The organism is Cellvibrio sp. UBA7661, from assembly GCA_002483365.1.
GTDB lineage: Bacteria > Pseudomonadota > Gammaproteobacteria > Pseudomonadales > Cellvibrionaceae > Cellvibrio.
Genome location: DLHT01000018.1, coordinates 445,287 through 467,569 on the forward strand (window position 1 = coordinate 445,287; position 22,283 = coordinate 467,569).

Sequence of the window (22,283 nt, forward strand, 5' to 3'; positions counted from 1 at the left end):
TGGTTCCGCGCTTTTTTTGTTGTTCCGCATTTTTTGTTGTTCCGTGTTTTCTCGTTGTTCCGTGTTTTTTCGTTGTTCCGCATTTCTTGTTGTGTCTCGTAGCGCCACTGATATTTGATATTCCGCTGTCATGTTTGATGCTCACGAGGAAAGACATCGGAAGTATAGATCAGGGTTGTAAAAATGTTCGACAAGAAAGAGTGCAGGAGTAGATAAGCCTATAGCAGAAACGTCTTTGCGCAGCGCCAGATATAGCAAAATAATTACATGAAGCTTTTTATTGTTTTTTGCCTGGCAATATACCGATTAAAGAGCAAAGCAATAGCAGCAAGAACTACCGATGTGGAGATAATATCAAGCAAAGAGTGGTACTGCTGGTACAGCATTAAACCAGCATAAGCCAACATGGAAACTACAAGCCACCGCCAGCGATCGGGAAAAATATTGCAAAGTGCAAATACCAAAGATAGTGCCACTGCGGTGTGGGTGCTGTAATCCAATCCCAGCGTCGGCCAGAGGCCCACAGCCTTATCAAAAAACATCAAACCGTAAGCGATAACCAACAAGCCTGCAAAATAGAGGAAACCGGTAAGTGGCCCGCGATAATCAGGCCACAAGCGATAGGTTTTTCCAAAAACACCCAGTAAAAATACAATTAATAAAAGTGGAATATAGGTATCCGCAATAGCATCCAGTGCTTCATAACTCATTATCGAATCCGTTCCCACATCGTCACTTCCGACAACGTATGCTGGAACTTGCGCTTGGTCTCGCGGATCACAAAAGGCACTTCTTGCGGGCCGTTTATCAGACGGAAATGTTTTCCAAGATGGAAGTGTAGCCCGTCAAGCGTCGTGAAACTTTCACCATCTTTTTTAAACCCACCAATCCAGTCTTCACGCGGTGTATGTTCAGCGAGCCAGGTATAAGGTGATGTCAGCATAAGAATGCCACCCACCTGTAAACGCTCATGGATAGAACTAAGGAATTTTGCAGGATTGTAGAGGCGATCAATTAAATTAGCGGCGAGAATAAAATCATAATCGGTAAAAACAGATTTCAAATTACAGGCATCGCCTTGTGAGAACTCCACCTTATCTTTGACTTCAGTCAAACCCAACTCAGCCAATGAGCGTGACTTATAGGATACAAGTTCACCTTCATGTGCCAATGTATAGCGCAGGATTTCTCCGGCAGCGAGCTGCACGCCCACATTTATAAAGCGCGCCGAAAAATCAACACCTGTCACTCTGTCAAAATGTTTTGCCAATTCAAATGATGCACGGCCAGTAGCACAACCAAGATCCAGCGCTTTGCGCTTGGGTTTATCAATCAACTGGGTTACAGCTAAATCCACCAATGCTTTGGAAAAATTCGGCACGCCAAAATATTCATCACCGTAATGAAATTCGGCATATTCCGATACTAATTTATCGGTTTCATAATAAGAATTTGGCACAGGTTTTATTTCTCCGGAAACAACATAACGGAACCCCGCATGTTGGAAAAAATGGCGACGAAATGCATAGCGCGATGAACGCAAACTTTCGTTGCCGCAGGAAATCCATGAACCACCTTTGATCAGATTGTGGCGCTCATCGAATGTGGGTGTAGTGAAATCATCGTAAATTGCATGAACTTCAAAACCGTCAAAAGGATAAATAGGTGTTTCAGTCCATTGCCATACATTACCTACCACATCAAAAAAATCACCGTGGGCAAAGTAATTTACCGGACATGACGACGCGCCGTGATCCAAATGGATATTGGCGTCAGCTGCATTGCCAGATACATCCTGCAAACCAGCAGCATCATACAGACGATACCATTCGTCTTCCGTTGGCAAACGTACAGCCAAACCGGTTTCAGATTTTTTCCAATTGCAAAATGCTTTTGCTTCGTGGTAATTCACTTCTACCGGCCAATCCCACGGCATAGGCACTTCTTCTGTCATTAATCGTAAATACCAACCATTGGTTTTTTTTACCCAAAATGTTGGATATTGCGCTTTAGTGTAAGCAAGCCAGCCTTTACCCTCTTCTTCCCAGTTATGAGAATTCAAATAACCGCCTGCTTCTACGAATTGCAAAAACTCTTGATTGCTCACCAAAAATTTCGCTGCTTCAAATGCAGGCACATCTGCCGTATGAGTACCGTACTCATTATCCCAACCATAAAACGCATCGGTTTTATCTTTAGCGAGGCGCACTTGCCCTGCACTAACATTCACTAGCGTATTTTCCGGCGCAACACCACTAATGCGATTGGGTTTCCAGTCGGGTGAGCTCTTAACAAACTCAAGTTTGTGCTGGCGAATCAATACAGATGATGTTTCTAAATGAATCCGCTCATGTTCAATACCCATGATGATCGCCCACCAGGGGTTATTCCAGTCAACTGGTAATTGCAGCGGCGCGTTATCAATCAGATCCAACACCATTGCACGCACTTGGTCACGGTACGATTTTACTTCTGCAGGTGTAGGCCATTGATAATTCGCATCATTCAGGTCATCCCAACTCATTTCATCCACGCCTACTGCAAACATGGATTCAAAGCGGTGATTCAACCGCTCACTGATCATGCGCGTGAGTAATAATTTGTTAACAAAAAATGTCGCAGTGTGGCCGTAATAAAAAATGAGTGGATGGCGCAGAGTAATCGGCTTGGTGTAAAACGCCTGCTCGTTAGCAAGGCATTCAAACAAGGATTCGTAAGTGGTGAACGTATCTAAAAAATAATTGCGCAAACTGTTGCGCATACTGGTCTCATCACCATCACGTAAATTCGGAGTTCGGGAAAATAGCGGATTGCGCGACAACAACGGTTTATCCCCATGAACAAATTCAACGCACGACATCAATTGTGGTGATGGGGACTGGGCAGTTTTACGCAAGGATTGTCCTGAATACATCGTTAAGCTCCTGATCTGTTCCTATTCGTTAGGTGACATAAGGGGAGAAAGCCGCCTCGGCAATGACATCGCCCCACAAGTGATAAAGATGCAGCACAACCCCAAAGTTACAAAAGCAAGACAGCAACATTATCAGGCCTGATAACGGCCCACATAATCTCTGGCAAATTGCCATGCAACCCGGCCACTGCGTGCACCGCGCGTTCTATGCCACAAGAGCGCTGCATCACGGGCATTATCGTCCCAGGCTCCGCCAAGTTCTGTCACCCAATATTGGGCAGCCGTCAAATAATCGTCTTGGGAAAAGGGATAAAAACTTAACCAGAGACCAAAACGTTCTGACAGTGATACCTTCTCTTCGATACTGTCATTAGGGCGGACTTCGCCATCCTCGTAACTGACCACATCGAGGTTATCACGCATCTTCTGCGGGAGCAGATGGCGGCGGTTGCTCGTGGCATAGAACAACATATTCGCAGTCGGCGCAGAAATAGATCCATCCAATACAGATTTCAATGCTTTATAGCTGATCTCACCTTCTTCAAACGATAAATCATCGCAAAAGATGATGAACTTTTCAGGTCGCTCTCCCACCAGATCCACGATGTCGGCCAAATGCAACAGGTCGGTTTTATCAACCTCAATAATCTTCAGACCTTCTTTTGCAAAGGCTGTCCATACCGCTTTCACCAGAGTCGATTTACCCGTCCCTCTCGCACCGGTGAGCAATACGTTATTAGCCTGCCGCCCTGCCACAAATTGGCGGGTATTACGCACCATAGAATCCTTTTGGGTATCGATATTTTTCAAGGCATCCAAGTCTACATAATGAGGATGTTTAACGGCTTGCAAATAGCCAGAACCATTGGTTTGCACACGCCAACGAAAAGCACTGGCAGACCAATCAGGTGCTTTTGTGGGGGCAGGTAGAACAGCTTCTACACGATCAACCAGTTGCTCAAGCCGGGAAATGAATTGCTCAAAATCTGACACGCTAAAATTCCTAATGTTATAAAAAAATAAGACTTACGCTAATAAAAGGTTATTAGCCAAGAAGAGAGACTGGTCTATATTGTAAGAAGTTTCTTTGATGCACAAGTTTAGGGTATGTATGTTTACTAAACAGGAATTACAAGTGATTGGTCAAACGCTGGCTCAAAAGCGCGCTTGGATCACTAAAAACATCAACAATAGCGAGCTGAATAAAGCCGAGTTGGAGCAAAGCCTTCAAACAATTGAATCGGTTTTACAAAAAATATCGACACAATTCAAAGCACCTGCCGCCGATAAAAATACTGTTAACCACTACATTTCAGAAAAATCGGTTTCCCCTATCCGCCAAGCCGCTTTTGGGCGTCGGCAAGAGTTAGCCCCAGGGCAAATCCGCGTGCTGCTGGTTGATGATGATCAGGTGATATGTGAATTGGTGGCAGCCTATCTAAATACTGCAGGAATTTACTTAATTGATTTCGCCAACGATGGCATGCGAGGTATTAGCATGCTGTATGACACCAACCCAATTTATGATCTGGTGCTGTGCGATTGGAATATGCCCGGCAAATCAGGCATAGAGGTTCATAATGCAATGCGTGCAGCAGAACGATATCTGGGTACAGTTTTTATGCTGGTAACCGCCGTAAGCCAAGCCAAACAGATCCGCTCGGCCATCGAAGATGGCGTAGATGATTACGTGGTGAAACCGATTGAGCATGATAAGTTAATTAAAAAAATTGCCCGGTTTTTTCCACAAGTAAAGCTTGAACAATAAACGCTTAAAACTCTGGCTTGAAAACAATGGAATAGATCGGGAAAAACATACAAAGAGCTTGCGCGAGCAAGCCCTCATGCAAAAATTTATATTTAACCCACTTCAACTTCTGCCATAAAATCCAATGCCGCCTGTTGGCGTATCGCACGGCGATGATTGGCCATCAGCTTTTTAATTTTCTCCTGATCACATACTTGCCGATCTAACATCACACGCGTTTTCAATTCACCTACTGGTTCTACTGTTGGGCATTTACTAAAAACAAACTGGTTTGAAATCAAATCCATAAAGGGGCCGGACTTACTGCTTGGCATAATAAAGTTCAACTGCAAGCCCAAACTTTCGGTTAGATAATTGATGACTTCGCGCGACCGATGCTCATCCATTTTCGAGAACGCTTCGTCTACCAATACCATGCGTAAATGACTGTTGCCTTCATTAAAGCGAAATGCTGAAGTAATTGCAGCACTCCGAATAATATACGCTGGCGTTTCCAGCTGACCACCCGACCCTGTTCCGTATTGGCTGAGCGCGATGGGTGCTTTACCCTCAGGTTCCTTGAAAATTTCATACCGGCGATAGTTGCGATAATCTGCAATACGCGTTAGTTCGCGCAGCGCTTTTTGCTCATCTTCATCAAGCAACATATTCATTAAACGTTCGCGGACGCGCTGGTGCTTATCATCCAGCTTCATGTTGAACAGGTTTTCGCCTTCATCAAGACTAGGGCTATCAATAACGGCTTTGAAAAATTGCCAGTACTCTTTAAATTCTGGCACCCATTCCCAGTCAAAGCGGAAGCTCTCACGGTCAGCACCAAATCGATGGTGCTCCAGTTCTTTATTCAAATCTTCAAGAATTTTTTTACCATCGTTAATCGCTTGATAAATGGAATGGCACAAATTGGTTACAAACGCGTTATTAAAACTTTCACGTAAGGATTCAATCTCTTGATGGCGCTGCGCCAAAATATGATTTTTGTCGCGATTGTAAAGCGCATCAAACTGGCGACGCATATCACAGATTGCACGAAAGTTCTCACTACCCAAATCATCCGTGTAATCAAGATCAACCAGAATAGAGTCGCTGGTCGAGCAAAATTGGTTGTGAACCATCGCTGCCTGCTGAAGACGATGCAATATAGTTTTCAATTCTGCATTAACGCCAGCCAATTGCGCTTCGTAATATGCTGTTCCATGTACATGCACAGATTCATCTGCGGCCTGCAATCGCACATCTGCATCAAAGTCAGGCCAGTAGGCAGCAATACCTTGAACATTCGACTCACATATATCAGCTTGTTCAAGTGTTTTTTCTTGTTCGGTGTCGAGTTTTTGGCATAAGTTATCAGCAAGTTTTAATTCTGCCCGGCAATCTACCTGCGTATTATTCAGACGTGCATATTCCTGGTTCTGCGTTTGCAAACGTATTTGTAATTGCTCTAACTCCAATTCAAGTGCCTTGGTATCTGTCAGATCCAGCTGCTGCAATTTGGAATCTATTGCTTGAATTTTATTTTGTGTCGCAAACATTGACTGTAAAACATCGGCATATTGCAGCGGTTTTAATTTATCCAATGCAATAAGAAGATCTTGCGCTTCTTCCGCGAATTTCGCAGCGGCCTGCCATTCACTGACCTGATGGTGAAACTCGTTACGTTTGGCCTCTAACGCACGCTCGCGCGCACCTTGCCCAAACACCAAGTCAGAATCGGCCATATCACAGCGAAACATCGCATAATTACCGGAACCCATCGCATCTTTGGTAATACCACGACGGGTGTTCTTTAATTCTTTGGCATTATCAACTCGCTGCACATTGGCATAGCTGGCTTTGATATAGGCCTCAGCCGTTGCATGGGAAAAATTCATGACTTGAATGATAGAATTGGGCGCAATCTCACCTGATTTATCCAAATCTTTACGCGCCTTTTCTCCCTGAATAATACGCGCACGATTCCCCTGCCCCGCCATGTTACGTACTATTGCAATCGCTTCTGCCTCAAAGGCAGGCTCAACAATAATGCCAAAACGCGCTGCACCTATGTAACCTTCTATAGCCGCTTGCCATTCACGATCAACCACATCGACATAATCACATAAAACCCGTGCATCAGCTTTGGGGCACTGGGCCGCAATTGCGTCCAATGCAGCACGCACAAAACCGGGATAACTCACCTGATGTGATTCCAATATTTGTATTTCGCGCCGTTTCGTATCTGTCTGCTTCTGCAAGCGTTCTGCTTGTGTTTTTCGTTTATCGCGCTCTTGTGCAAGTTGATCGCGCAAATTGGCGCGCATGGCACTGGCATCAATATCAAACAAATGAGCGACAAAAGCGTTATGGTTTTTTTGTATTGCGATTACTTTTTTGAGTTGCGGCTCCAATGGGCTGACATCAATCAAATCGCGATTTAACAGCTGATGGATGTCTAATAATTCTGTTTCCGAACAAAGATCTTTCACTAGCGCAGACAAACCAGCTTCTTTTAATGCAGGCACTTCAAGAGCAATAGATGTCTGACGCAGTGCCAGGGAAAATTGCTGTGCAGCATCCAGATTAACCAGCATTTGCTGATGTTGTTTACGTAATTCAGGCACTAAAGCTTGCAGCTGCTTTTCTTGATTATTTTTTTCCTGCTCAAGTTGGTCTTTATCGCGCAGCGCAGGTACCCCCAAACGACGGGCTGTTGCTGCAAGGATGAGTTGATTAATCTCTTCACGTTGCGCTTCGCATGTAGCCAATGTCTGTTGATGTGCTGCTGAGGCCTCGCGCAACAATTGTTGTTTATGTTTTGCCTCCAAATACAGTTTTTGCGATTCGCTGTAGCGCCGTTTAGCTAATGAATATTGCAGTACCTGTTGCTCAAGCCAACTAGCAATAAATTTATCTGCTTGCTCACGCCCTTGCGCCATACGCTCAATACCTTGGCGTAAAGTGCGCGCATCCGCCTCCATCATGTGGATACGTTTAAGCATGGTGGATACCGTACGAATAGCTTCACCTAAATCGCGATACTCCAGGATTTCATTGGCAACAAACTCATCTATACCTTTAATGGGTTTGTATGCCATAAAACGGGAAAATGCACGTGCAGCATTCATGGCTTCGCGCTCGGATACGGCGTCTTTTTTACCACGCAGAATGCCGTATAGACGACATAAGTAAGTTTTTTTCTTATCGTATTTTTCGACTTGTTGTTGTCCGTATTGACGACGTAACCCTGCATAAAGCTTATCAAGCGGCACTACATATTTATGCTTTTTTTCTTCTTTTAGAAGATCATTAAGGCTGAGCGCGACATCACTCAAAATATAGAATTGAGTATCATCCAGACGCGCCACTTTTTGCAGTGATGTACCTTGCCCTGCGGTTTCCAAAAATGCACGCATGCCAATTAATGCGGTAAATGGCTCACTGTTTTCACCTTGAGTAGGATAAAAAACCGCCGCCAAATAGCCATCACAACCCTGTGGCCGCGCATACGCACCATCGTCACAACCCAATACATAAGAAGCCAGTGTACGGACGAGCTTTCCGCCGCGCCCACGCTGGCTGGATTCATCCTGCCCGGGGTTAAAATGAAATAAATTATCATGCGCTGCCGTCATCACCGTCTGGATAGCATCAGCTGCTGTTGTTTTTCCAGATCCGTTACCGCCCGAAAACAAATTGATTGGACCAAAATCAAATTCTGTATTGGGAACATTTCCCCAGTTCACATAGATAAATTTTTTCAAATACATAATTATTCTTCCGCTGCAAAAAGCGAACGATTTAAATGAGGAGATGATTTTTTTGAAGATGGCGAGCTATTGTCTTGTTGTTCATCAGTTTCTTCGTCTACCAGCAACAAATTTCCGGCAAGATGATTACGAATTTGCTCAAGCCATTCATTACTCACCAAGCTGATAATCAATGGGCGAATTTTGATCCAGCTTTCCCCGGAATCAATGTCAGCTTCGGCAAAAAAATTGATCAAACGCAGTTGACGTAAACGTTTAAAAGCCTGGCGGCGCTCACCTATATTTTCAGGCAAGCTACGGCGCAATAAACTTTTCATCGCTAAGGCAATTGCTTCCAATGACAAGGTGGCACACCCCTGCTCATCAATACTGCCCTCGCGTAAAGCCTTGTCATATTCCGCCCGCAACACCAACACCAATGCCACTTCATGTTGATTCAATCGGCTGCGCAGACCGGTATTAAATGACTCATCTGCTTCATCATCCATACCTGGAAGGCGCGCTCCAGGCGGGAGAACCCGCACAAAGCGGAAATGGCTGTCATGCTGGAAGCGAATTCCCATCAGACTAAAATAATCATTGATCAACTCAGGAATACGCACAAAACGGTCATATAATTCTGCTTCGACTTGGCTATCATCACGACACAACACACCATAATCCAAAAGACGCTGAACCAGCTCGCGCCAGTTATCCAGACTCAAATTATGTTTATCCAGCTGCTCCTGTAGCAATACACTTAATGGGTTACTCATGATCTGCACCATCATCAATCAGACGAATAATAAATTCATCGCGCTGTGTAAAATAATTATCCGTCGAAACTAGTGGCGATCCTTGTAACCACGAAGCCTGTTGATCAACTTCAAAACGATAACGCGATGAAAGGTTCGCAGCAGCACCCACTTCTATCGCATGGGATAAATTTAATAGTTCTTGCATAGAATTCGCTTTTAACTCGCTACTGCGAATATGCCCTTTCTCAATAAGTGCGGCATGCACATAATCACGCAAACTGCTGGACTGTAAAATAAACGCCTTATCCAACGCCTGCTGGATAAACAGGTTTTTCTGTGCTTCGACATCCAAGGCTTTATCATCATCCAGCATCGAGCGCACCACATGAATGGTTCGCGGTGCACGCAATTGAATTTGTGCAGGATCAACAAAACCGATATTAATACTCGCAATCGATTCACCCTGTTCAAGTAACAATTGATCTTGTTGTTCGCCACTTAATTTTCCTAATACATGATATATATCCATTAAATCATCTTGCCCACGGCTGTTAATGTAACTGAGCTGGCGAATGATGATATCGGCACGCTGGGTAAATGTATTAAGGGCGCGACGCAGTGCCGGCAACATAATGTCGCATGCATTTTTTAAACGCGAATCAATGGTTTGCAGTAGCGTTTCCAAAAGGGAAATACCAGGAACGACTTTTTGTGGAAGAGCCTTGCGCAGACGAATTTCCATAACAGCACGCCAATCTTTTGCCGCTGTCTCTGCATCACCTTGACCGTATTTACGTTTGCGACGAATTTTAGTGATGATATCCGCGATTTGATCTCGGTACTTTTCAACACTATCTGCTGATAAACGTACCTCAAGATCCGGCTTGAACACGGTTTCCATAAAATCAAAAAATTCATCGCTCGCCTGTTGAATCAGTTGGCGAGACTCAACCTCACGCACCAATTGACGCTTGCGCTCTTCTAATTCGGCAATTACATCCGTGAAGTCGCTAATAATGCGTTCTGAATATTCATAGGCATCGAGCAAGTCATTTATTTCACCTTGATCATAAAATGCCTGCAAACTGTTGCGGGTATTGCGGGTGTTGCGATTACGCGTACGGAATTGGTTGGCATCGTTATCGGCAAAGGGCTGCGTAAACAAACGCCCCATACGGCTGAAACCATAGCTACTTTGCAAGCTGGTTTCATCGACCTGTTTTTCCAGCCAGCCATTTTCAATCAAGCGATTGATAATAAAACTGGCAAGATCGCGCTGGGTTTTGAATCGGCCTTCGTTGGCATCTTCACTTTCACCTGACTCCGTATCAGTGTCTGCGTCAAGGATCGGCGCGCGCGCAATAGCTTCTTTGAAGATATCCACCAATTGTTCGCGATTCATAGCATGACCATAATCGCGCAAATCAGTATAGAGTCGTTGGTATAATAGCCGTAAGCACTCAGAAACCAACTCACGATATTTGCCTGTGAGCGGATTAAAAAAATGCTGGCGAGAATCGCTAAAAAACATCAGGACTTGTCACAACGACAAACAATTAAATGCAGTGTTGAGCAAAGACTTTTTGCTCATCAACAGTCCATTCTTTGGATGGCTTTACCATCATCACTTCACACCAGTCAGCAGCCCCCGCTTCCGGGTTTTTATTCTTCATTGCCTCAACTTTGGCAACTGACTCTTCTGGAATAACATCGGCGATAGGCACATCAGGATTCGCGACAGTTTGCATTAAATGTGATTCAGCTTCTTGTGCAATTTTTGTTAGCGTTTGCAGTTGGACTTCCGCTTTCTCTTGCTGCTCTATTTGATACTTTGAATACATTAGCAAAGCAACGCCAAGGAGAATGACCAGAAAACTACTGATAAACAATGCTGCAATAAGCTTGTTTTCACGAAAAAAATTTAACATAGGGAATCCGAAATAAAGAACAGTGGAAAATCTAAGAAGAAAATAATGACGGTATTTATGCCGGCAACCAATCAGCCAATTTTTCAGCGTAATAGGTAATAATCAAATCGGCACCCGCACGTTTAAATGCTGTCATGGTTTCGAGCACAATAGCTTTTTCATCAATCACACCAGCTGCTGCACCAGCTTTAATCATGACGTATTCGCCACTCACATGATAAACCGCCAATGGACGAGCAGAGTTTGCCCGGATATGCGCGAGCACATCCAAATAGGCAATACCAGGCTTGACCATTAAAATGTCAGCGCCTTCTGCTTCATCCTGCAAAGACTCAGCGAGAGCTTCGCGCCCATTAGCAGGGTCCATTTGATAAGTGTTGCGTGTGCCTTTGAAACTGCTATCGACCGCATCCCTGAATGGCCCATAAAAAGCTGACGCAAATTTGGTGGAATAAGACATAACGGGTATATGTGTATAACCGGCATCATCCAATGCCTGACGGATAGCACTGATCATTCCATCCATCATGCCCGATGGTGCAATCATGTCAGCTCCTGCCTTAGCAGCTTGCACAACTTGTTTTTGCAAATTCACAAGCGTTTTATCGTTATCGACATCATTGTCATAAACCACACCACAATGCCCGTGCTCGGTGTACTCGCAAAAACAATTATCACTTATCACCAGCATATCCGGCTGTGCTTGTTTCGCGATGCGTATCATGCGCGCCAACAACCCGTGTTCACACCAGGTGTCGGAACCTTCATGATCTTTATGGGTTGATACACCAAATAAAATAACCGCCTTAATACCTTTGCTCCATGCACGGGTAACAATTTCTGCCAAGTGTGACTCAGGGTAGCGATATACATCAGGCATCGATTTAATGGCGACTGGTGCAGTAATTCCCTCTTCAATAAAGACAGGCAAAATAAAATCATTCATCGACACTTGGGTTTCGCGTACCAACGCGCGTAAAGCGGTGGTTTTACGCAAACGACGAAAACGGAAATCCGGTGTTATTAACATAGAGAAAACCTGGAAAATTAATTAAATATTCAACGAGCCTTCATGGCTCCATTCACATCGTACGCGCATATCACCCGATCCGGGCTTGTGGTAACTGCCACTCGCCTCCCACGTAAATGTGTGTGTACCTGACAATTCAGTTTCCAAATGCACAGTAGCAGACACCCAATACATACGGCTCAACAACGATTCAAACTGGGCAATCCATTGATCCCATTCGTATTCTACTGCTTTATAAGATGCACCAAAGTGCATGACCTCCGTTTGATAATTAAACAACGGAGAATCCACACTGGGAATCGAAAACATTTCTTGGCTTAAAAATGGCCACTCATCTGCATGAGGTAATGACAACATTGCTTCACGATTTGTCCGGATACGCTCTGACTCCACCATAGACGGTGATATATCCTTGATACAACCGTAAACAATTGATTCTTGATCCATAATCACTCCGCTATTTGCTTTGCAATAAAATCGTTAATCACTGCCAGTTAAAATGGCCACCACCAACTTCCTTTAAAGCGCTCTTCACATGTTTGCAATTGCGCCTGATATTGCTGCGCGCGACTTTCTACTTTGCTTGCCGTATTCATCAACCAGTTTTTTTGACGGTAGGTTGCCCTGTTATATCCACCATGTCCTTCGTGGTAAGCCAAATACAAGTTATAACTATCATTCAAGCCTATACCGCTGCGTTTCTGGCTTTGTTTGTTATACCAGCCAATAAAATCAATCGCATCAGCAAAATTATCGCGTCTCGACCAACCATTACCACTCTGATCCTGATACTCATTCCACACATTATCTTTTGCTTGTGGGTAACCATAGGCATCACTTTTGCGCGGCCCTGGTATCACCCACAATATTTTGGTACGCGGTGTACGCGCATTGTGTTTGAATTGCGATTCTTGATACATGATGGACATCATAACCGGTACAGAAGATCCCCAACGCTTTTCCGCTTTTTTGGAATCTTTATACCAGGATGGTTTATCGTCAAAAATATCGCATAAGTTATTAGGATTTGATGGTCTGGTGGTTGAACAACCCACAACCGCTAACAAACTAACAACCAATAATAATTTGGCAATTAAATACATCTTAAATTACCCGGCCATACTCATGCAGCAATTCAAGTAGCGCTGCTTCGTCCATTATATTTAAACCTAACTCTTCTGCTTTTGTCAGTTTGGAGCCCGCCCCGGGACCTGCGACAACATAATCTGTTTTTGCCGATACACTGCCAGCGACTTTTGCTCCTAATGCAAGCAAATGCGCTTTTGCATCATCGCGCGACATAGATTCAAGTGTCCCTGTTAAAACATAGGTCAAACCATTAAGTGGTAGCTCTTCTGGTAATGCAACATCAATATTATCCCAATGTATTCCGGCATCACGTAGTTTCTTCACCGCTATTTGATTGGATTCTTGTGAAAAAAACTCAGCGACAAAATGCGCAACCACCGGCCCCACATCAGGCACTTTCTGTAGTGCTTCCTGGTCAGCTGCCGCAAGCGCCTCAAGGCTGCCAAAATAATTAGCAAAATTGCGCGCAGTTGCTTCACCAACTTCTCGAATGCCCAACGCAAAAATAAATTTTGCCAGAGTTGTTTTTTTAGTGTTTTCGAGTGCAAGCAGAATATTATCAGCCGACTTTTCGCCCATGCGATCAAGCGCAGCCAATTGTTCTCGCGTCAGAGAATAAAGATCAGCAAGCGTATTCACCAACCCCAAATCTACCAACTGCTCAACTAACTTATCGCCAAGCCCCTCAACGTTCATCGCCTTTCTGGCTGCGAAATGCTTTATTGCTTCTTTACGTTGTGCGGCACACACCAAACCACCGGAACAACGTGCTACAGCTTCATCAGCAACTGTCTCCACGGGAGAATTACAAACAGGACAACGTTCGGGAAACACAATATCGCGAGCATATTCGGGACGTTTTGATTCAATTGTTTGGACGATTTGTGGAATTACATCACCTGCGCGACGTACGATAACAGTATCGCCAATTTTTAAACCCAAGCGTTGGATTTCATCACGATTATGCAAGGTTGCATTGGAAACAGTTACACCACCAACAAACACTGGCTGCAACCGTGCAACAGGGGTTACAGCGCCCGTTCTTCCCACTTGAAACTCAACATCCAGCAGAATGGTTGATTCTTCCTGTGCTGGAAATTTGTAAGCAATCGCCCAACGAGGTGCGCGGGAAATAAAACCTAACTCTTCTTGCAACTTGCGCGAATTGACTTTAAAAACAATACCATCAATGTCGTATGGCAACTGATCACGCTTATCCCCAACACGGCGATAGAACTCCATCGCTTGCTGGATATTATTAGCGACTTCTGTTTCGCGATTGGTCAAAAAACCCCATGCTTTTAATGATGCCAATACACCACTATGGGTATCAGGTAGCTGGCCATTCTCTACCCAGCCAACAGAGTAAGCACACATTTCCAAGGGGCGACTTGCGGTAATTTTTGAATCCAGTTGGCGCAGTGCACCTGCAGCAGCATTACGTGGATTTACAAAAAGCTTTTCATTTGCAGCACGGGCTTTTTCATTCAGCGCATTGAAGCCTGCTTTAGGCATGTAAATTTCGCCACGAACTTCCAATACAGAAGGAAAGCCATCTCCCATCAAGCGAAGCGGAATTGAATTAATCGTACGGACATTCTGGGTAATGTCCTCGCCATTTGTACCATCGCCACGCGTAGCACCACGGACAAGTACACCATCGCGATACAGCAAACTCACCGCAATACCATCGAGTTTTAATTCACAGGCATACTCAATATCGCCCGTAATTTTCAATCGATCTAAAATGCGCTGGTTAAATGCCAATAACTCTTCATCATCAAAGGCGTTGTCGAGAGACAACATAGGCATTTCATGAATAACTGTCTGGAATGCAGACAAAGGTGCTGCACCGACTCGTTGTGTGGGAGAATCCGGAGTCACCGCATCAGGATATTGCTCCTCCAATTCGCGCAACCGCTGCATCATACGGTCGTATTCAGCATCGGTAATTTGGGGATCGTCAAGCGCGTAGTAGCGGTAATTGTGATGTTGGAGTTGTTTGCGTAAATCCGCAATTTCCTGCTCAATGCCAGTGGGAATGTTGTCAAATAATGAGAGAGTAGACATGAATAAAAATACCTGATGATTCGGCTTGGGGCGATGCGCGATTCATGCCTTAGCTTGCAATTTTTCTCGCACCTCCTTGTGACGATAAAAGTTCATATGTAATGAATTAACGAGGCGGCCGACGGAATAAACGCATACGCTCAAAGTCGCGAATACGTTGCCTGCAATGTTCCAAGGTTTGACGAGTCATTACACTACGTTGCTCGTCCTTTAATTCACCATTGAGTGTTTCTGCAATAGCACGAGCTGTATCCGCCATCAAATCAAATGATTGCATTGAGTCTGCATTAATTGGCAATGTCATAAACAGACTAACACCCGGTGTTTCAAAGTCATCCATAGCGTCAAGATCAAACGTGCCGGGCTTAACCATATTCGCCATACTGAACAACAATGCACCCTCACCTTTTGTATCACTGTGACGATGAAAAATATCCATGCTGCCGTAGCGCATACCACATTTCAAAACAATATCTAACAGCTCACCACCATTGAACATCCCACCTTTGTGAGCCATAACATTAATGATGAGTACTTCTTCCGGTTCAGCGGGTTGCTTTTCTGCAAATTGTTGTTGCGATGAATTACCAGAAGCATGCTCATACTCGCGATCTTCCGAATATTCTTCATCATCATATTCGTCCTCATCGTAACCATCATCTTCATAACCATCATCATCTTCTGGATTCAATACTTCTGTATCGTCCAGATCATCATCAATCTCGTCATCTTGCTCATATTCAGCATTGCTATCGTAATCTTCACGATACTCTTCATCATAATCTTCAGCTTCATAACGATTTTGCACGTCATCTTCTTGATCATCATAATCTTCTTCAAGATCAGCTTCCCGATCAGCAGAAAAACTCGGCTCAATACGATCTTGCAATGGCAGAGAGCGGTTTTTGTTGTCATCAACCGACTCCATCAACATAGGCACTGCCTGCCCCAGATTTAAACTGGTTTGTTGCGGCTCACGCTGTACACGAGGAGCAATAACATCTTGCTCTTTTGACTGACGCTTTTCCAAATAAGATTTGGCTTGCGCTTTTTTTTCAATACTAGGAATTGGTGATGATATGTCACGCTTGCCAATCACTCTGGCACCACCGTTAGGAAGCTCACTGGTATAACTGGGAGCCTCTTCATCTGCGTCATCATAATCTGATGGCTGCTTTATATTTTTCTTCAATGAACGGGAAACTTTGATGTTGCCATTACGCTCATTGCGCTTACGCCTGATCCCGTCCACCAGTATCAACAGGATTAGCAAGGTACCTATGATGATGACCAAATCTTTCATAAGGTTATCCGTAATAAAATGAGTTCAATGTTAAACCGCAGCCAATTCTGCAGCTTCATCCACATCTACTGTTACCAAACGCGAAACACCAGGCTCGTGCATAGTAACGCCTAATAGCTGGTGAGCCATTTCCATCGCATTTTTATTGTGTGTGATGTAAATGAACTGCACTTGCGATGACATTTCTTCAACCATGCGTGCATAGCGACCTACGTTCGCATCATCTAATGGCGCATCTACTTCATCCAGCATACAGAAAGGTGCTGGATTCAAACGGAAAATTGAAAACACCAACGCAATCGCAGTCAATGCTTTTTCACCACCCGATAATAAATGAATGGTGCTATTACGCTTGCCCGGTGGACGAGCCATAATCGTAATGCCAGTATCGAGCAACTCCTCTCCGGTCAATTCCAAATAAGCATGACCGCCGCCGAATACTTTAGGAAATAATTCCTGCAAACTTTTGTTAACCTGATCAAAAGTTTCTTTAAAGCGAGTACGGGTTTCACGATCAATACGCTTTATCGCATTTTCCAAAGTCTCAAGCGCTTCCATCAAATCTGCATTTTGTGCATCAAGATAATTTTTCCGCTCGGACTCTGTTTTATATTCATCAATTGCCGCCAGGTTAATCGGCCCCAAACGAGCAATCTTACCGGCAAGACTTTCAAGCTCTTCTTCCAGCGGTTTTACTTCCGTACCGTCCGGCATTTCCGCCAAAATAAGATCCAGATTTAGCTCTTCTTCCTCAAGCTGCTCAACAATACCGGCACGCTGAACTTCGAACATTTGTGCAGCCAAACGCTCTTGCTCCAAATGCGCGCGGACGGCTTGGACTTCTTGTTCTGCACGATTACGTGCCTGCTCTGAATTACGCAGCTCATGCTCCACCGTTTCAAGCGCACGGCGCGCTTCGGTAAGCGATGCCTCAACGGAAAGGCGTTTTGCCAAAGACGCTTCCAATTCCAGCTTATATTCTTCAACTGGATCACGATTATCAGCAATATTCGCAAGAAGTTGTTCGCGACGCTCTTGTAAACGCGATGTCTGCTCACGCAGCCGCCCAATACCTAAACGGATAGAATCCAATTGAGTTTTAACAGACTGGTAGCGCATTGCAATTTCGTGCGCTTTGTCTTTGTCATGTCGGGCGCGCTGACGGGCGCTATCCAAGCCGGTACGGATGTCGTCGCGCTGCTGCAAAAGCGATTCACGCAAATCCGTGTCCTGCTCCATCATTTCAATCGCTTCGCTAAGGATCATCCGTGCTTCAGATAGATGCTCTGCTTCCTGCTCCATTTGCTCACGCGCTTCACGGATTTCATTATCTGCACGTTCGCGACGCATGTTCATTTGTTCGATGCGCACTTGCTTGGCACTTAACTGTGAACGCAGTTCGCCGTGTTTACGGTTTTGCTCATCTACATCGCGGCGTAGGTTTTCGCGGTCTTGTTCCAAACGCTTGATTGCTGTACGCCCTTCTTCGAGCTGTTCACTTAACAACTCGATCTCTTGTTCCGCATCAGCAATCGATGCACTCAACTCTTCCAATTCCTGACGGCGAGCAATCACGCCTGAACTCGCATCGGTGTCACGCGTAACGCGAACCCAATGCGGACTAATCCAAATACCATCACGGGTAATAACCGATTCATTGGCAGAAAGCTGTTTACGCAATGAAAGTGCTGCAGACAAATCATCGACAATATAAATGCCGGCTAACAATCCTTTGACATCCCAGGTAGCAGTCACTTTCGAGCTTAATAACGTACTTTTGGTGGATGCTTCTACTGCAGATTGAGCGTGGGTATCAAACAATACCACTTCGCCTTGCGTAAGATTTTCTAACAAGCCGGCAACAGCATCTACTTGATCGATACAAACCGCTTGCAGCGTGTTACCGAGTACAGTTTCCAATGCTTTATCCCAGCCATCTGCAACAGAAACTGACTCGGCCAAACGTGAATTGCCGGTTAAATTATTGTGTTCGAGCCATTGGGTAACCGCTTTGTTTTTCTCACCTAGTGCAGCTTGCTGCAAAGCTTCAAGCGAAGCATGTCGGCCACGCATGGTTTGAAGCTTGCTGCGTGCTTGGTCAAGCTCATTAATTAACTGGTTGTTAGTATTGCGAGTAGTATCCAGTTGCTCTGTAAACGTATCCAACTGCATACGCTTTTCATCAGCAACAAGATCCAGTTCAGCAAGCTGCTCTGTCAATTGGGCGATAGAGTCATCTTCATTAGCGTCTTGTAAGTTATTTTTTTCTTCGCGCAATTTCTCTATGCGCTGCAATAAACGCTGCTGCACCTGCTCAAGATGCTGAATACGTGACTGCTGAACCTCAGCCCGTTGACGTGGCTCAGCCGCTCGCTGATTAAAACTATCCCAGTCGTTTTGCCAGCGCTGCATTGCCTCTTCCGCATCGATTAACGATTCCCCAGAAGTTTCTTCAGCCGCTTTAACCAATTCCAATTCCGGCTCAAGCTCTAAAAGTTCAGCTTCCCAAGCTTCGGTTTTTTGCGTGTCAATTAATAAATTTTCTTCAGCTTCTTTGCTATCGCGCGTGGTTTGATCCAAATCAGATTGCAACTGGCGAGCACGCTCATTTGCGTGCTGAATGCTTTGTTCAAGACGGGCAATTTCTGCACCTATCGCATAATAGCGACCTTGAACCTCATTGAATTTATCGCCAAGCTCAGTGTACTGGCTGCGGTACTTTTCGATTTGGGTGTCTTTGTTAACCTGATCAGTAACAAAGGATTCCATGCGCAATTCAAGATCGCGAATACCGGCCTGTTTAGCCTTGGCTTGCAGATCCAACTGTTGGTACTTAAGAGCTTGTAATTGTGCTTTGAGTAAGCGCTCTTCTTTTTTATATTCTGCATATTTCTCAGCTGCCTGAGCCTGACGCTGCAAACGCGCAAGCTGGCGCTCAAGCTCATCGCGGATATCAGTCAAACGCTCAAGGTTTTCCTGGGTGCGACGCATGCGGCTTTCGGTATCACGACGACGCTCCTTGTATTTGGAGATGCCTGCCGCCTCTTCGATATAGACACGAAGATCTTCCGGTTTGGCCTCAATCAGTTTAGAGATCATCCCCTGCTCGATAATCGCGTAACTGCGAGGGCCAAGACCTGTGCCAAGGAAAATGTCGGTAATATCCCGGCGGCGACATTTGGTGCCATTCAAGTAATAGCTGTTATCGCCATCGCGGGAAACTTTACGTTTGATGCTGATTTCAGTGAAGGCTGCGTATTCCCCTAGAAGGGTGCCGTCCGAGTTATCGAATACCAATTCGATAGAGGCTTGACCAACCGGCTTGCGACCGCTTGAACCGTTAAAAATAACGTCAGTCATATTCTCGCCGCGCAGGTTTTTAGCGGAGGATTCCCCCATAACCCAGCGAACAGCGTCAATAATATTGGACTTCCCACAGCCATTTGGGCCAACAACAGCGCATAGGTTGCTGGGAAAGTTGACCGTTGTAGGATCAACAAACGATTTAAAGCCAGCCAGCTTGATGCACTTTAGCCGCATAGATCCATATCACTCATATTGCTGCAGGCTTATACAGTTGGAGCGCCCTCCCCGACTTGCCTGTTCAAAAAATTATGTCTGGCGGCACTTGCCATCCAGCTGTTTGATTTTCTTGGTATTTTTGAGATTAATTAATATTGGCTTGCCGTCAAAAAAACCATTAAGGCGTGGATTCTACACATTTGCGTAGCGCTTTACACCCGCCCTGTCATGCAAAAATAACTGCCCCGTCAAGACTGACCAACTTTCAATCACCACTCAAAATCAGCTTACCTTTTATGTGGCAGTTATTTGATGTTACTGCGTTAGTTTTTGGTCGATTTTCACACTCACCACATCAGATGAAGATTTCATATCAACTGGGCCAAATGAACCTTGCCAATCTCCTGGCTGGGCAATGGCCGAGGCGTTTTGGGAGATACGAGCAACCACTTCTACTGAATCAACCGAAGCAAGACTCATTTCAGGCGTCATCGCCATTGACTCAGTTAGCAGGACTTGTTTGGGCAACTCAGACACTTTTACACGTGTAATCGCCAACGGCATTTTGGCGCCTTGCCATGCACGCGCGTACACAAACACCACCTGATCCGGATGGACATCAACACCATCACCAAGGCTGACGCTAACAATCACCTGACGACCTGCAAGCGCTTCGACCAAGGATTCTTTTGTCCCACCCGCAGCAAGATAAAGCCCAGTAGCCCGCTCTATACCCGCCTGCAGCGCTTGACTACCAGAGGTGTCCGCACCTGTTAGATGGATAGTGCGCTGCCAAGATTTAATCGCACCTATGTAATCTTGTTTGCCGAATGCTTCTATTCCAGCAAGACCAAGAGCCATGGTGTTGTTTGGGTCTACTCTAAGCACCTTTACAACCAGATCACTTACAGCCGGGCTCATTTTATTACCATCACGCAGAAACGTAGCCTGTGCAAGTTCCGCCATCACCATAGGTGACTCCTGATCACGAGCCAGTACCTGCTGGTATGCCTCTACTGCAGAGGCAAAATCATTGACTTCCATTTGCATACGCGCAAGAAAGAACCAGTATTGCAGCTGCTCAGGATTATCCGCCAAACGCTCCTTAATCAAGCGTGCCAATTCGCGCGCGCGCACAGGGTCTGGGGTACGACCGGCCTTATAATCCGCCTCATCAAGGGCGAGCTTGCGCTCTTGCGCCTGACGAATTTCAACATCTGCACTACTTCCCAGATGCCCATAAAGACCCCATGCTACCGCGATAACTACAATCGCAATGACTGATAATGTTTTGAATCCAACACGCACGATGCGATTGTGTTTTAGTGTGCGAATATCCGCTTCATCCGCAAGTAAAGCCCGCTCTTGTTCCAACTTCAGTAGGTCAAATTGCCCCTGATCAATACGACCTGCAGCCAATTGCAGCTCCAACTCCGCAATATGCTCATGGAACAGACGGATATTTTCAGCTAAACGATCTGCGGTCTGTTCTTCTGTATTTTCAGTCACACGACTGCCGTAACGAACAAATGGCCATAAAACAAATGCCACCGCCAAAATACACAGAAGCATTACCCCCATCCATAAGGACATCATTGAACTTTCTCCTGCGAGCCCGCTTCGTTATTTTTTTTAACCGCAAAACGATCTTCTGATGAGGACAATAAATTCGCCAAGCGCTCTTTCTCTTCCGATGACAAACCCATGTCAGCTTCAATGCGACGACGCTTGCGTACAATCAACAGCAACGTCATCACGCCAAGCAATAATAAAATAATCGGCGCAGACCATAGCAAAATGGTCGAAGATGACAATCGTGGGCGATACAAAATGAATTCCCCATAACGCTCCACCATGAAGTCGATAATTTCTTTATCGGACTTACCTTCTTTAATCATCATTTCAAGTTCACGGCGCAAGTCCACCGCGATAGGCGAATTAGTGCCGGCAAGATTCTGATTTTGGCATTTAGGACAACGCATTTCTTCGATAAAACTTTGGTAACGCTTACGATCAAGCTCATTATCGAACTCATGCACTTCAATCGCAGCAAAGCTCGATAACGGAATCAACACACTTAAACACATACAAAAGCGAATACAAAATCGCATGAAAGCTGCACACATAGAATGAGTACCTATGGGATCAAAAAATTGACGCGAGTATAACAACTCAT

At 45.0% G+C, this 22,283-nt stretch carries 16 protein-coding genes; 1 reads left to right on the forward strand and 15 read right to left on the reverse strand.

Annotated elements, in window-relative coordinates; translation table 11 throughout:
* Positions 1-263: 263 nt before the first annotated feature.
* From B2739_RS17120 to B2739_RS17130, 3 genes are all read right to left on the reverse strand, one after another.
* Complete coding sequence (locus B2739_RS17120) at positions 264-710, reverse strand: hypothetical protein (RefSeq protein WP_331347052.1); 447 nt, start codon at positions 708-710, stop codon at positions 264-266.
* Positions 710-2,914, reverse strand: coding sequence for a 5-histidylcysteine sulfoxide synthase (gene ovoA / locus B2739_RS17125; protein ID WP_331347053.1), 2,205 nt, complete (start codon positions 2,912-2,914; stop codon positions 710-712). Before ovoA ends, B2739_RS17120 begins: the two co-directional genes overlap by 1 nt.
* Before the next feature lie 132 nt (positions 2,915-3,046).
* On the reverse strand, positions 3,047-3,907 hold the full coding sequence (locus tag B2739_RS17130) for an ATP-binding protein (protein ID WP_331347054.1): 861 nt from the start codon (positions 3,905-3,907) through the stop codon (positions 3,047-3,049).
* 118 nt (positions 3,908-4,025) lie between these two features.
* On the opposite strand from B2739_RS17130, the gene B2739_RS17135 reads away from it, so the two are divergent.
* Positions 4,026-4,682, forward strand: coding sequence for a response regulator (locus B2739_RS17135; RefSeq protein ID WP_331347055.1), 657 nt, complete (start codon positions 4,026-4,028; stop codon positions 4,680-4,682).
* 92 nt (positions 4,683-4,774) lie between these two features.
* Here B2739_RS17135 and B2739_RS17140 read toward each other — a convergent pair whose 3' ends face one another.
* From B2739_RS17140 to B2739_RS17195, 12 genes are all read right to left on the reverse strand, one after another.
* A complete protein-coding gene (locus B2739_RS17140) occupies positions 4,775-8,428 on the reverse strand; it encodes an ATP-binding protein (RefSeq protein ID WP_331347056.1) in 3,654 nt (1,217 codons plus the stop codon).
* Between the two features lie 2 nt (positions 8,429-8,430).
* Positions 8,431-9,183: a DUF4194 domain-containing protein gene (locus B2739_RS17145; protein ID WP_331347057.1), complete on the reverse strand. Its 753-nt coding sequence runs from the start codon at positions 9,181-9,183 to the stop codon at positions 8,431-8,433.
* Positions 9,176-10,696: a Wadjet anti-phage system protein JetA family protein gene (locus B2739_RS17150; RefSeq protein WP_414633235.1), complete on the reverse strand. Its 1,521-nt coding sequence runs from the start codon at positions 10,694-10,696 to the stop codon at positions 9,176-9,178. The genes B2739_RS17145 and B2739_RS17150 overlap by 8 nt, the downstream gene beginning before the upstream one ends.
* A 25-nt stretch (positions 10,697-10,721) precedes the next feature.
* On the reverse strand, positions 10,722-11,093 hold the full coding sequence (locus B2739_RS17155) for a DUF3012 domain-containing protein (protein ID WP_331347059.1): 372 nt from the start codon (positions 11,091-11,093) through the stop codon (positions 10,722-10,724).
* 55 nt (positions 11,094-11,148) lie between these two features.
* Complete coding sequence (gene hemB, locus B2739_RS17160; RefSeq protein WP_331347060.1) at positions 11,149-12,123, reverse strand: porphobilinogen synthase; 975 nt, start codon at positions 12,121-12,123, stop codon at positions 11,149-11,151.
* Between the two features lie 21 nt (positions 12,124-12,144).
* Complete coding sequence (locus tag B2739_RS17165) at positions 12,145-12,570, reverse strand: hypothetical protein (protein WP_331347061.1); 426 nt, start codon at positions 12,568-12,570, stop codon at positions 12,145-12,147.
* A 47-nt stretch (positions 12,571-12,617) separates the two neighbouring features.
* Entirely contained in the window at positions 12,618-13,226 is a 609-nt protein-coding gene (locus B2739_RS17170; protein WP_331347062.1) for a transglycosylase SLT domain-containing protein, read from the reverse strand.
* Between the two features lies 1 nt (position 13,227).
* A complete protein-coding gene (ligA, locus tag B2739_RS17175; RefSeq protein WP_331347063.1) occupies positions 13,228-15,282 on the reverse strand; it encodes an NAD-dependent DNA ligase LigA in 2,055 nt (684 codons plus the stop codon).
* 106 nt (positions 15,283-15,388) lie between these two features.
* Positions 15,389-16,585 carry a cell division protein ZipA gene (gene zipA, locus B2739_RS17180; RefSeq protein ID WP_331347064.1) on the reverse strand — a complete coding sequence of 399 codons (1,197 nt, stop codon included), beginning with the start codon at positions 16,583-16,585 and terminating at the stop codon, positions 15,389-15,391.
* A gap of 30 nt (positions 16,586-16,615) precedes the next feature.
* Positions 16,616-20,125: a chromosome segregation protein SMC gene (gene smc, locus B2739_RS17185; RefSeq protein WP_331347065.1), complete on the reverse strand. Its 3,510-nt coding sequence runs from the start codon at positions 20,123-20,125 to the stop codon at positions 16,616-16,618.
* A gap of 297 nt (positions 20,126-20,422) precedes the next feature.
* Positions 20,423-21,703: a c-type cytochrome biogenesis protein CcmI gene (ccmI, locus tag B2739_RS17190; protein WP_331347066.1), complete on the reverse strand. Its 1,281-nt coding sequence runs from the start codon at positions 21,701-21,703 to the stop codon at positions 20,423-20,425.
* Positions 21,700-22,218, reverse strand: coding sequence for a cytochrome c-type biogenesis protein (locus tag B2739_RS17195; protein ID WP_331347067.1), 519 nt, complete (start codon positions 22,216-22,218; stop codon positions 21,700-21,702). Before B2739_RS17195 ends, ccmI begins: the two co-directional genes overlap by 4 nt.
* Positions 22,219-22,283: the final 65 nt, after the last annotated feature.

Excerpts from the sequence above, each read along its gene's own strand:
- B2739_RS17155 (WP_331347059.1), bottom strand. The coding sequence starts at position 11,093 with ATGTTAAATTTTTTTCGTGAAAACAAGCTTATTGCAGCATTGTTTATC.
- B2739_RS17165 (WP_331347061.1), bottom strand. The coding sequence starts at position 12,570 with ATGGATCAAGAATCAATTGTTTACGGTTGTATCAAGGATATATCACCG.
- zipA (WP_331347064.1), bottom strand. The coding sequence starts at position 16,585 with ATGAAAGATTTGGTCATCATCATAGGTACCTTGCTAATCCTGTTGATA.
- B2739_RS17150 (WP_414633235.1), bottom strand. The coding sequence starts at position 10,696 with ATGTTTTTTAGCGATTCTCGCCAGCATTTTTTTAATCCGCTCACAGGC.
- B2739_RS17145 (WP_331347057.1), bottom strand. The coding sequence starts at position 9,183 with ATGAGTAACCCATTAAGTGTATTGCTACAGGAGCAGCTGGATAAACAT.
- B2739_RS17170 (WP_331347062.1), bottom strand. The coding sequence starts at position 13,226 with ATGTATTTAATTGCCAAATTATTATTGGTTGTTAGTTTGTTAGCGGTT.
- smc (WP_331347065.1), bottom strand. The coding sequence starts at position 20,125 with ATGCGGCTAAAGTGCATCAAGCTGGCTGGCTTTAAATCGTTTGTTGAT.
- ovoA (WP_331347053.1), bottom strand. The coding sequence starts at position 2,914 with ATGTATTCAGGACAATCCTTGCGTAAAACTGCCCAGTCCCCATCACCA.
- B2739_RS17120 (WP_331347052.1), bottom strand. The coding sequence starts at position 710 with ATGAGTTATGAAGCACTGGATGCTATTGCGGATACCTATATTCCACTT.
- B2739_RS17135 (WP_331347055.1), top strand. The coding sequence starts at position 4,026 with ATGTTTACTAAACAGGAATTACAAGTGATTGGTCAAACGCTGGCTCAA.
- ligA (WP_331347063.1), bottom strand. The coding sequence starts at position 15,282 with ATGTCTACTCTCTCATTATTTGACAACATTCCCACTGGCATTGAGCAG.
- B2739_RS17195 (WP_331347067.1), bottom strand. The coding sequence starts at position 22,218 with ATGCGATTTTGTATTCGCTTTTGTATGTGTTTAAGTGTGTTGATTCCG.
- ccmI (WP_331347066.1), bottom strand. The coding sequence starts at position 21,703 with ATGATGTCCTTATGGATGGGGGTAATGCTTCTGTGTATTTTGGCGGTG.
- hemB (WP_331347060.1), bottom strand. The coding sequence starts at position 12,123 with ATGTTAATAACACCGGATTTCCGTTTTCGTCGTTTGCGTAAAACCACC.
- B2739_RS17140 (WP_331347056.1), bottom strand. The coding sequence starts at position 8,428 with ATGTATTTGAAAAAATTTATCTATGTGAACTGGGGAAATGTTCCCAAT.